Below are 11,448 nucleotides of genomic sequence, written 5' to 3'. Positions count from 1 at the left end.
CCAAGGTGGTCGGCGACCTGGCGCTGATGATGGTGAGCGGCGGCTTGAGCGAGGCCGACGTGCTCGATCCGGTCCGGGAGATCGCCTTTCCCGAGTCCGTCGTGCAGCTCATGCGCGGCGACCTGGGCCAGCCGCCGGGCGGCTTCCCGGAGGCCCTGCAGCGCAAGGTGCTGAAGGGCGCGGCGCCGCTGGCCGTGCGGCCGGGTGCTGCGATGTCGCCGCTCGACCTCGACGCCGCGCTGGCGGAGGCGGCGAAGGCCGCAGGCGGGCCGGTGGACGACCGGCGCCTCGCCTCGCACCTGATGTACCCCAAGGTGTTCGCCGACTTTGCCAAGCATCGCACCGCCTACGGCGACGTGTCGGTGCTGTCCACGCCGGTGTTCTTCCACGGCCTTGAGGCGGGCGAGGAGGTGAGCATCGAGCTGGAGCCGGGCAAGGCGCTGCTGGTGCGCTATCTGGCGACCAGCGAGGCGGACGAGCAGGGCCGGCGCGCCGTGTTCTTCGAGCTGAACGGCCAGCCGCGCACGATCAAGGTGGCGGACCACTCGGTCACCCCGGCGCGGCCGGCGCACCCCAAGGCGGACGACCACGACGCCAACCAGGTCGGCGCGCCGATGCCCGGCCTGGTCAGCGCCATCCTGGTGCGTCCGGGCCAGCGGGTGGAGGCGGGCGACGCGCTGGTGTCGCTGGAGGCCATGAAGATGGAAACCACCGTGCGCGCCGACCGCGCCGGCATGGTGGAGCGCATCGTCGCCGAACCCGGCCACAACGTGGAGACCAAGGACCTGCTGGTGGTGCTGGCGGCATAGCGGCGGTAGCGAACATGGCGAGAGATGCGGCGGCTTGGGTTGATGCTTGGGGGACAACCGTGAACGTCAAGCCGACGGAAGCCGATCAGCGCGCATGCCGCTCTCGGCGCACACCTCCCAGTGATCGGATTCTCGCTTCTGCAAAGTGCCTGTTCTTCTCGCTTGGCTATGATGCTGTCAGCATTGACGCTGTGGTAAAAGCAGCCGGTGTGTCGAAAGCAACGGTTTACGCGCGCTTTCAAGGTAAAGATCATTTGTTGAGGTGCGTCATTGCGAATGAATGCCAAGTGCTTTCCGCGTCTGAGTGTCTTGGCGGCTTGGATGCTCTCGGAGTCCGTAGAGCCCTTACGGAGATTGGGACGTCTTACATCAACACGATGATATCTGGCGGCGCCATTTCCATGCTTCGCTTGCTGTCTTGCCGATCTGTTAGATTGCCCGAATCAGCGCAGCTTCTGTATGACACCGTTGAAGGAAGGTTTGTTCATGCGGCCGCGGAATGTTTGGAGCGCGCCGTAAAATCAAGGGAAATAAATGTGTCCGACACATGGCTATTCGCAACATCTTTCATAGGAATGGTGCGGGGTGATTTGCGGACCCGCGCACTTCTTGGCTTTGATATTCATCATCATGTTGATGAGGCTAGGCGCTCGGTTGGCGAGACTGTCGGGTTGTTTATGAAATCAATGAAATAGAGCTGCGAGACATAGGGCTTCAGAACGGAAGCGTTATTGCAAAAGGCTGTAAAAATTGAGTATAGAAAACTCATTCGTGATTGTCTTTGTTGATATAGTCTTCTTCGGTTTGTGGCGAAATTGGGCGCCGGATGTCATCCGGTGCGCACTCGATGTGGGGGCGGCGATGTGGATCTCTCAGCATTTTGCCGACGTTCCTGAGGCTGCGCGCCGTTGCGTGGTGGCGATCGGGAACTTCGATGGAGTTCACAGAGGGCATCAGAAGCTTTTGGCCGTTGCGCGCGCGCGAGCGGCGGAATTGAACGCCTATCCCGTGGTCCTCACGTTCGATCCGCACCCCAGGCGGGTGTTCAATCCCGGCATTGCCCCACAAAAGCTCATGCCTGCCCTGGTCAAGCTGGAGGCCATCGCGCGGTACGGTATTGCAGGGGCTTTGGTCCAGCACTTTGACCGCCACTTTGCCAGCTTGACAGCCGAAGAGTTTATTGCCGCGGTGTTGGTCGGTGCCTTGGGAGTCTCCCACGTCGTCGTTGGCGAGGATTACCGTTTCGGAGCGCGACGTACCGGGGATGTCGATCTTCTGTGCCGTCTGGGGCGCACGAGGAGCTTTGGCGTGACGGCTGTTGAGCCGGTGCGCGATGCCGGCGGCCATATCATTTCGTCAAGCCGGGTGCGTTGCGCCCTTCGTGAAGGCCGGATCACGGACGCCACTGAAATGCTGGGACGTCACTGGGAGATCATGGGGCAGGCACAGCGCCGTGACGGTGTCCTGGCGATCCCTCTGGGCGATTTGCAACGCCCTGGTCCCGGTATGTACGATGTGCAGATCACTGGCGACCAGGGACCTCGCACCCAATGGGATGGTGCGCTCCGGAGCGTTGCAGGGTTTCCCGTTGCCGTCGGTGCTGCCGGAGACATGTTGCACGTTCCCACCCCGCCCCATTGTTTTTCTGATCGCGCGGTTCGCATTCGACTGCTTGACCGGTTTCAGTCCGGTCTAAGCTCGGCGGACGTTGAGCATCTGCCTTCGCACGAGCATGCAGCCTGACGCGCATCCACTGATACCGATGGCACGTGAACAGTTCCAATGAGGCGTCGGGAAACCCATGTCCTGGGCATGGGAAGCAAGGTTCATTTGGTCCGTCATCTCGACGAAGCGGAACTGTATCGCCTCTACCGGGAAGAGAAGGACGGCACGCACCGCTCGCATCTGCAGATCATCTGGTTATTGACCTCCGGGCGCTCTGCGCAGTTCGTCTCCGAGGTGACGGGCTACTCGCAGCGGTGGATCAGCGTCGTCATTGGACGGTACAACGAGGCCGGGGTTGGGGGGCTGGGTGACCTGCGCCGTTTCAACCCCGGCGCCAGACCGCTGCTCGACGCCGCTCACCGTGACCGCCTGCGCGCCGATCTCGAAGACCCGCCGCCGGATCGCGGCCTGTGGACAGCGCGCAAGGTGGCGCAATGGATCGCCGGCATGCTCGGGCGCTTGGTGCCAGTGCGCAGCGCTTTGAACTACCTGCACCGGCTTAACTTCACCCGCCAGGTGCCGCGACCGCGCCATGTCGGGGCGGACTTGCTGGCGCAGGAAACCTTCAAGGCCCGGTTCCGGACACGTATGCAGGCCCTTTTGCATGAGGATCCGGAGCGGGCCTTGGAGGTCTGGGCCTTCGACGAGCACCGGGCCGGCTTGAAGCCGGTGATCCGCAAGGTTTGGGCACCGCGCGGGCAGCGCCCCGTAGCGGCGGGGCAGCACCGCTTCCAATGGCGCTATGTGTACGGCTTCGTGAGGCCGAGCCGGGGCGACGTGGTCTGGTTTCTGGCCGACGCGGTCAACACGGCCATGTTCACCGCAATCCTTGCCACCTTCGCGCGTGAGGTCGGAGCCGGGCCCGCCAAACGGGTCGTCCTGGTGCTCGATGGTGCCGGCTGGCACGTCGCCACCGACCTGATCGTTCCCGAGGGCATTGAGTTGCTCGTCCTGCCCCCGTATTCCCCCGAATTGCAACCGGCCGAATGCCTCTGGCCCTTGCCCCGCGAGGCAGTCGCCAACGATCACATCGAGGATCTTGCCGTCCTCGACCAACTCCTCGGCGACCGCTGCAATGCCCTGACCAACGATCCAGACACGATCCGCGGCCGCACCCTGTTCCATTGGTGGCCGGCGTTCGCCTGAAAACTCAACCAAATGCTGTCAGCAGAAGCGTTCTCGTGCCGTCGGTATGAGAAGGGGATGTAGCGGGAGTTGCACGGCTTCTGGAAAGACCGTGATGCGGGCGCGCGTTGCTGCCCTCTATACCATCGTGCCGATCGTGCTGCGAAAGCGGGTGAGCACGTAGCCGAACAGGACCGAGCCAATCACAGCGAGTGCGGCGAACTGCGGCCAGACGACGGGGAGCCCGGCGCCACGGTAGAGGATGGCCTGCGCCAGCGCCACGAAATGGGTCGTGGGCGCAGCCATCATGACGAGCTGGACCAGCTCCGGCATGCTCTCGCGCGGCGTCGTGCCGCCGGACAACATCTGCAGCGGCAGCAGTACCAGCATCAGCAGCAGGCCGAACTGTGGCATCGAGCGGGCGATCGTGCCGAGGAAGATCCCCATTGAGGTGGTGGCGAATAGGTGCAGAGCGGTACCGGCGAGGAACAGCGCGATGGAGCCTTCGATGGGCACCGCCAGCAGTCCTTGCACAACGGCGATGAGCGAAAAGGCGCAGGCTCCGAGCACCACCAGTGCCATGGCCACGACCTTGCTGGTCATGATCTCGAATGGGGTGACGGGCATCACCAGCAGATGTTCGATGGTGCCGTGCTCGCGCTCGCGGATCAGAGCTGCGCCGGTCAGCACGATCGACAGCATCGTCACCTGATTGACGATTTCCATCACGCCGCCGAACCATGCGTGATTGAGTTCGGGATTGAAGCGCGCCCGCAGGACAAGGTCAACAGCTGGTGTCGGGGTGGCGCGGTAGCGCTGGGCGAATTCCCCGATTTCCGCCGAGACGATGCTCTGGATGTAGCCGCTGCCGGTGAACGCTTGGCTCATGCGCGTGGCGTCGACATTGAGTTGGATGGTGGGCATGCGCCCGGCCAGCAGGTCCCGTTGGAAATCAGGTGGAATGTCCAGCGCGAAGGTATCGAGCCCGGCGTCCATCCTGGCGTCCATCTCGGCTTGGCTGATCATCGCCGGGGGAATGAAATAGGGTGGGTAGAAGGCACCGGCGATGCGGGCGGACAACGGCGAGCGATCCTCGTCCACGATGGCGATCGGCGCCTTGTTGAGCGTCTCCGGCATCGCTGTGGCCGCGGTGTAGATGGCAAGGGTGAAGGAGTAGACGATCAGCACCAGCATCATTGGATCGCGGGCGAGGCTGCGCAGTTCCTTGACACCAAGATTGACGATGTTGGTGACGCGCATGGCTCAGGTCTCCTGTTTCTTCAGCAGCGCCACGCTCAGCCCGAGCAGCACCGGCACGGCCAGCAGGAGCGGGAGGAACGACAGGCTCAGGTCGGAGAAGCCGAGCGCTTTCGAGAAGGTGCCACGGGCGATCGTCAGGTAGTGGGTGGTGGGATAGATCCATCCGAGCAGCGCACCGCCTCCTTCCAGAGACGACACCGGGTTGATCATGCCGGAGAACTGCACTGCGGGCAGGATCGTAAGCACCGCGGTGGCGAAGAGCGCGGCCACTTGGCTGCGCATGAAGGTGGAGATCAGCAGCCCGATCGCGGTGGCGGCGGTGACGTAGAGCAGCGTCGCCATGGTCAGCGTGGCGATGCTGCCTTTCAGCGGGACGCCGAACAGAGTGACCGCGAGCCCGGCCAACAGGACGAAGTTGAGCATCGCCAGCGCGATGTACGGGAGTTGCTTGCCGAGCAGGAATTCCAACCGGCTGACCGGGGTGACGTAGAAGTTGATGATCGAGCCCAACTCCTTCTCCCGCACCACGCTGAGGGCCGTCAGCGTGGCCGGCAGCAGCATCAGCAGAAGCGGGATCACCGCTGGCACCATGGCAACCAGACTCTTGACGTCGGGGTTATAGCGGAAACGGGTTTCGATCGTTGCCGGCGCGGTGGCGGCCCCGCCGCCCGCCGCCCGCTCGCTGAGCCATTGGCTGTGCATGCCCTGGACATAGCCGCGCAACGTTTCGGCCCGCGTCGGCATGGCGCCGTCGATCCAGGCGGCGATCTCGACCGGTTTGCCGCGCGCCATGTCGCGTCCGAAGCCGGGAGGGATTTCGATGGCCAGGCTGATGTCGTTCGCCCGCATGCGCCGGTCGAGGTCGGCGTAGTCGGCGATCGGTGCCTTCTCGATGAAATAGCGTGAGCCGGCGATGTTGAGCGTGTAGTCGCGGCTGGTGGTGGTCTGATCGCGGTCCAGCACGGCGAAGGTCAGATCCTCAACGTCCATGCTGATGCCATAGCCCATCACGAACATCAGGATGACGCTGCCCAACAGGGCGAGCGTCGCGCGGATCGGGTCGCGGCGCAGTTCCAGCGTCTCCCGGCGGGCGTAGCTGAACAGGCGGCGGGGATCGAACGCACGGTGACGTCCCTTGTCACCGGATCGGGGCGTTTCCGCCTCGCCCGGCGCGCGGGTCGGCGCCTCCAGTCCCAGCGCCGCTTCGCCCGGCGCGCTTTTCGCCGCGGCGTCTTCGAGATAGCCTATGAAAGCTTCCTCCAATGTCGCGGCACCGCGCCCCGCGATGAGGACAGCGGGCGGGTCGCTGACCAGCACGCGGCCCGCATGCATCAGCGAGATGCGGTCGCAGCGTTCGGCCTCGTTCATGAAGTGGGTCGAAATGAAGATCGTGACGCCGTCGCGGCGGGCCAGGTCCACCATGATCCGCCAGAAGGCGTCGCGCGCGACCGGATCGACGCCGGATGTCGGTTCGTCGAGGATCAGCATCTCCGGCCGGTGGATCATCGCCACCGCGAGCGAGAGGCGCTGGCGTTGGCCGAGAGGCAGCGTGTCCGGCAGCGCGTCCATGATCCCGGACAGGCCGAAGCGCTGCGCCATTTCCGCGACGCGCCCGGCGACCGCATCGTCCGGAACCCGGAACAGCCGGGCGTGCAGGTCGAGGTTCTGCCGCACCGTCAGTTCGGTGTAAAGCGAGAAGCCCTGCGACATGTAGCCGACGCGGCGCCGGGTATCGATGTCCCTGGCGTCCACCGGCTGGCCGAACAGCCACGCCTGACCGTCGCTGACCGGCAGAAGGCCGGTGAGCATCTTCATGGTGGTCGTCTTGCCGCAGCCGTTGGAGCCGAGAAAGCCGAAGATCTCGCCACGGCCGATCCGGAAGCTGACGTGGTCAACCGCGACGAAGTCGCCGAAATGCTTTGTCAGGCCCTTCGCCTCGATGGCGACCGCGCCGTCCGCGCTGTCGTCGCGCGGCGGAATCTCCACCGGCCGGTGGTCCCGACGCTTCTCCTCGGGCAGCAGGGCGATGAACGCCCCTTCAAGCGCGACGGCGCCGGTGCGCGTGAGCAGGTCCGTCGGGGAGCCGGTTGCGAGCACCCGGCCGGCATCCATCGCCGCCAGCCAGTCGAAGTTCGCGGCTTCCTCCATATAGGCAGTCGCGACCAGCACGCTCATACCGGGTTGGCCGGCGCGGATGCGGCCGACCAGCTCCCAAAACTGGCGGCGTGAAAGCGGGTCGACGCCGGTGGTCGGCTCGTCCAGAACCAGCAGGTCCGGATCGTGGATCAGCGCGCAGCAGAGGCTGAGCTTCTGCTTCATGCCGCCCGACAGCTTGCCGGCTGGGCGGTCCACGAATGGCGCCAGCCCCGTGCTCTCCACCAGTTCGGCGATACGGCGGTTGCGTTCGGCGCGTCCATATCCGAACAGGCGCCCGAAGAAGTCGATGTTCTCGAACACCGACAGCGTCGGATAAAGATTCTTGCCGAGCCCCTGCGGCATGTAGGCGATGCGTGGACCGACCGCTTGACGGTGCCGCGCATCAGCGATGTCGTCGCCGAGCACCTCGACTCGTCCGGCCTGGACCTTGCGGGCGCCAGCGATCAGCGCGAGCAGGCTTGACTTGCCCACTCCGTCCGGGCCGATCAGCCCCACCATGCAGCCAGCCGGGATGTCCAGACTGACGTCATCAAGAGCGTTCGCCTTGCCGTAGCGCAGGCCGACGCTCCGCAGCCGGGCCACCGGCGCCGGCGCGGCGATTGGGGCCGGGGGATCGGGGGCGTTCATTCCGGCAGCCTCACCTGAAGCGCGGGCGGCCACTCGGTCTGCGGGGCGACCCGCGCGTAGGCCATGCCCGGAAGCCCGGTCTTGACGTCGCGGATGTGCTTGCGCAGCAGTTCGGGGTCGATCCGCGCCTTGATCCGGAACATCAATTTCTGGCGCTCCACGGCCGTCTCCACCGTCTTGGGGGTGAACTGGGCGACATTGGCGACGAAGGAGGCTTGGGCGGGGATGACGTATTCGGCCGCCGCGTCGAGCACGATGTGGACTTCGGTCCCGAGCCTGACTCGGCCCGCCGCTTCGGTGGGCAGGAAAAACGTCATGTAGACGTCGCCCAGATCGACCAGGTTGAGGACCCGGCCGCCAGCGGAAAGGACCTCGCCGGGCTGTGCCACGCGGTACTGCACGCGCCCGTCACGCGGCGAACGCAGGATGCTGTCGTCGAGGTCGGCGTCGATGCGCTGGATGGTGGCGCGGACGGCCTCCGTCACCGCTTCGGCGTTGACGACCTGCGACCGCGCGGCACCGACGGCGGCTTCGCTTGCCGCCATTTGGGCCTGGGCGGCGCTGACAGCGGCCTTGGCGCCCTGTGTCTTCGCCCGGTCGTCATCGAGCACCTGGCGCGAGACGGTGTTCTGGACCGCCAGCTGCTCGGATCGTGCGAGGCGGCTCTGCGCCGCATCGAGTTCAGCCTCGCGTTGCGCCACCACGGCCACCGCCGCCACCCGCTCGGCCTCGCGCTGCTTGACGAGGCTGTGTGCCGTCTCGATGCCGATGAGGGCTTGCCGGAGTTGCGCCTCGGCTTCCTTGCGTTGCGCTTCGAGCACGGCGGTGTCCATCCGGGCCAGGATCTGCCCAGCCCCGACGAATTCGCCTTCGTTCACCAGGATGTCCTTGATGCGGCCGGCCGTCCGTGTGGCGACATCGATCTCGACGGCCTCGATGCGGCCGTTGCCGCTGGCGATGCCGTCCCAAGACCCGTTGGTCCTCAGGGACTGCCACGCCAGAATGGCGCTGCCGGCCGCCAGCAGAAGTACGGCAGCGACGGTGATTGTCTTCCAGGGCTTGCGTGCTGATGGCATGACGGATCGCCCGATTGCTTTGGGATGTCGGTTGGGCCGGAACCAACTGGCCGTTACGGTTGAAGGACGTAGGTGCCGGGTGCGTCGCACAACGGAGGCTGTCCTGGAACGCCCATGGCGGGCGGGAGCACCGGCTGGCCGGACCGCTCCTTCAGCCAGTCGAAAAGCGCCGGCCACCACGACCCTTCCTGGTACGGGGCCTCGTTCTCGAAGGTGTCGGGATCGACGTAGGGATCGTCGGCCAGCCGTGACAGGATCTGATAGCGGCGCCGGGGATGGCCCGGTTCGGAGACGATGCCGGCGTTGTGTCCGCCCGACGTCAGCACGTAGGTGACGTCAGTGTCCGTCAGCAGGTGAATCTTGTAGGTGGAGCGCCACGGCGCCACGTGATCGCGCACCGTGCCGACGGCGAAGATCGGCGCGCGGATGTCGGTGATGGAGATCGGCTTGCCGTCGACGCGCAGGCGTCCCGTGGCCAGATCGTTGTCGAGGAACAGGTGGCGCAGGTATTCCGAATGCATCCGGTAGGGCATGCGGGTTCCGTCGGCGTTCCAGGCCATCAGGTCGTTCATGGGCTCGCGCTCGCCCATGAGGTAATTGCGGACGGCGTAGGACCAGATCAGGTCGTTCGAGCGCAGGATCTGGAAGGCGCCGGCCATCTGCCGGGTGTCGAGGAATCCACGCCGCCACATCATGTCTTCGAGGAAATGGACCTCGCTCTCGTTGATGAACAGCATCAGCTCGCCGGCCTCGGTGAAGTCCGTCTGGGCGGCGAGCAGGGTGACGCTCGCCAGGCTGTCGTCGCCGTCGCGCGCCATGGCCGACGCGGCGATCGAGAGCAGGGTCCCGCCGAGGCAGTAGCCGATGGCATGCACCTTGCGGCCGGGCAGCATGGCGCCGATCGCATTGAGCGCAGCCATAATGCCGAGGCGCCGGTAGTCCTCCATGCCGAGATCACGGTCGCCCTCGTCCGGGTTCTTCCACGAAATCATGAAGACCGTGAAGCCCTGGTCGGTCAGGTGGCGGACGAATGAGTTCGCGGGTGACAGGTCGAGGATGTAATACTTCATGATCCAGGCCGGCACGATCAGCACCGGCTCGGGCCGCACGGTTCCGGTTGTCGATTCGTACTGGATCAGTTCGATCAGGCGGTTGCGGTGGATGACCCTGCCGCGGGTCGTGGCGACGTCTCTTCCCACGACGAAACGCTCGGCGCCGACGGGCTTCTCGCCCGTCAGCAGGCGTTGTGCATCCTCCAGGACATTGCCGAGCCCAACCGCGAGGTTGGCGCCGACTGTTTCCGCGGTCCTGGCCAGGACTTCGGGATTGGTGAACAGGAAGTTGGACGGGGACACGGTATCGAGCAACTGCCGTGCGGTGAACTCGACCGCCGCCTCATGTTGCCGGGCGACACCGCCAATGCCTGTGGTGGCGCTGTGCCACCATTTCTGGCTGAGCAGAAAGTTCTGGTGAATAAGGTTGAATGGCCAAGTTTGCCATGCCTCGCCGGCGAACCGTGGATCTTGCAGCGGGGGATCGGTACGGGGAACCGCGATGCCGTAGCCAGCGGCGACGCAGCCGGCCGCGTGGTTGATGGCGCTCAGGCCGTTGCAGGCTGCCTCGTTCAGAAGTGCCCATCGCTTGCCCGGCGAGAAGACGAGGTGGGTTGCCCAGTCGAAGCCGGCCAGGGCGAGTGCGGCCGGCGACAGGCCGCGCGTGACGCGCGCCATGGCGGCATGCAGCGCCCGGTCGCAGGTTTCGCCGATCTCGGCACAGGTGCGCGGCACATCCGCGGTGCCAGCAAGGGTCAGCCCACCGCCCCCTGATCCCTGTAGCGATACCGGCGATCCGGCTGCGGTCATGGCGTCACGATTGATGCGTGCCATGCGAGCTCGCTTTCTTCCATCGGCTTTGCCGATGGACATATTGCGCGACGTACAACGACAGTGTTGCACCGCACTCACGGTCAATCAAGCGCGCCCCATGGTCACTCACGGTATGTCTGCCATCCATGAAGTGTCCTCTACGAATCTATTTGGCTACAGCACTGGCTCCTTCGTCATTTCCGGATCGGCAAGCGTGTCTATTTGCCGCAGGTGTCTGGTCCGGTCCTTGGAAACCGGCGCATCGTGGCCGCGGTTTCCGCCTTGTGCCGTTCCGCCGTCTGCGACACACAAGCGGTAGAACAGCGGCACAAAGACAATCGCCGGGACGGCCGCCACCAATCTGCGGATGGCGCCGATCCCGAGCGAAGACGGTCGCCGGCACCGCGGCCCGAACGGCGCGGCCGGCATGTTCAAAGCCCGGCGGCAGGTCGCCGTGCCTGTTGTGGTGAGTGCAGGCACCTCCGGCGGTACGAGCACGACCGCGGCGGAGGTGTCTTGAAAAAATTGAGACGGCCCTGGATGCGTCGGCGCTGAAAATTCGAAAAGTTGGACGCACCGCGAGGTCAGGGCTTCTTGTGCAAATGCACACAGAACATCGCTTTGTCGGCCGAACGGTTGTTGCTCCGTATGGTTTCCGGATCGTGCTGCATCGCACAAATCGTGGCCTTCATCTTCCTGGCACGGCGCTTGCCTTAGAGGGGGCAACGCCGAACGGCCCAGCTTGGGGAGAAACGCCATGGCCGAAATTTCCAACCTCGCCTACATCGTGTTCAACGTCCGCGA

At 65.0% G+C, this 11,448-nt stretch carries 9 protein-coding genes; 4 read left to right on the top strand and 5 right to left on the bottom strand.

Going from position 1 to position 11,448, the window contains the following annotated elements; genetic code table 11:
- The 4 genes from VED21_RS08785 to VED21_RS08770 form a co-directional block, all read left to right on the top strand.
- Window positions 1–809: biotin/lipoyl-containing protein (locus VED21_RS08785; RefSeq protein WP_324881959.1), on the top strand; the 809-nt coding region annotated here is incomplete at its 5' end.
- 59 nt (window positions 810–868) lie between these two features.
- Window positions 869–1,504, top strand: a complete 636-nt coding sequence (locus VED21_RS08780) for a TetR/AcrR family transcriptional regulator (RefSeq protein WP_324881958.1) — start codon at window positions 869–871, stop codon at window positions 1,502–1,504.
- Between the two features lie 76 nt (window positions 1,505–1,580).
- Window positions 1,581–2,552, top strand: coding sequence for a riboflavin biosynthesis protein RibF (locus tag VED21_RS08775; RefSeq protein WP_324881957.1), 972 nt, complete (start codon window positions 1,581–1,583; stop codon window positions 2,550–2,552).
- Window positions 2,553–2,621: 69 nt separating this feature from the next.
- A complete protein-coding gene (locus VED21_RS08770) occupies window positions 2,622–3,680 on the top strand; it encodes an IS630 family transposase (RefSeq protein ID WP_324881956.1) in 1,059 nt (352 codons plus the stop codon).
- Between the two features lie 117 nt (window positions 3,681–3,797).
- On the opposite strand, the gene VED21_RS08765 is transcribed toward VED21_RS08770, so the two are convergent.
- The 5 genes from VED21_RS08765 to VED21_RS08745 form a co-directional block, all read right to left on the bottom strand.
- The gene (locus VED21_RS08765; RefSeq protein ID WP_324881955.1) at window positions 3,798–4,919 is read right to left on the bottom strand and encodes an ABC transporter permease; all 1,122 of its coding nucleotides are present in this window, start codon (window positions 4,917–4,919) and stop codon (window positions 3,798–3,800) included.
- 3 nt (window positions 4,920–4,922) lie between these two features.
- On the bottom strand, window positions 4,923–7,703 hold the full coding sequence (rbbA, locus tag VED21_RS08760) for a ribosome-associated ATPase/putative transporter RbbA (RefSeq protein WP_324881954.1): 2,781 nt from the start codon (window positions 7,701–7,703) through the stop codon (window positions 4,923–4,925).
- Entirely contained in the window at window positions 7,700–8,779 is a 1,080-nt protein-coding gene (locus VED21_RS08755; protein ID WP_324881952.1) for an HlyD family secretion protein, read from the bottom strand. The genes rbbA and VED21_RS08755 overlap by 4 nt, the downstream gene beginning before the upstream one ends.
- 53 nt (window positions 8,780–8,832) lie before the next feature.
- Window positions 8,833–10,665: a PHA/PHB synthase family protein gene (locus tag VED21_RS08750; protein ID WP_324881951.1), complete on the bottom strand. Its 1,833-nt coding sequence runs from the start codon at window positions 10,663–10,665 to the stop codon at window positions 8,833–8,835.
- Between the two features lie 153 nt (window positions 10,666–10,818).
- Window positions 10,819–11,403, bottom strand: coding sequence for a hypothetical protein (locus VED21_RS08745; protein WP_324881950.1), 585 nt, complete (start codon window positions 11,401–11,403; stop codon window positions 10,819–10,821).
- Window positions 11,404–11,448 lie beyond the last annotated feature (45 nt).

Source organism: Azospirillum sp. (genome assembly GCF_035627195.1).
Taxonomy (GTDB): domain Bacteria; phylum Pseudomonadota; class Alphaproteobacteria; order Azospirillales; family Azospirillaceae; genus Azospirillum.
Note: the sequence above shows the minus strand (reverse complement) of the source record. Positions and strands in the feature narration are given on the sequence as shown.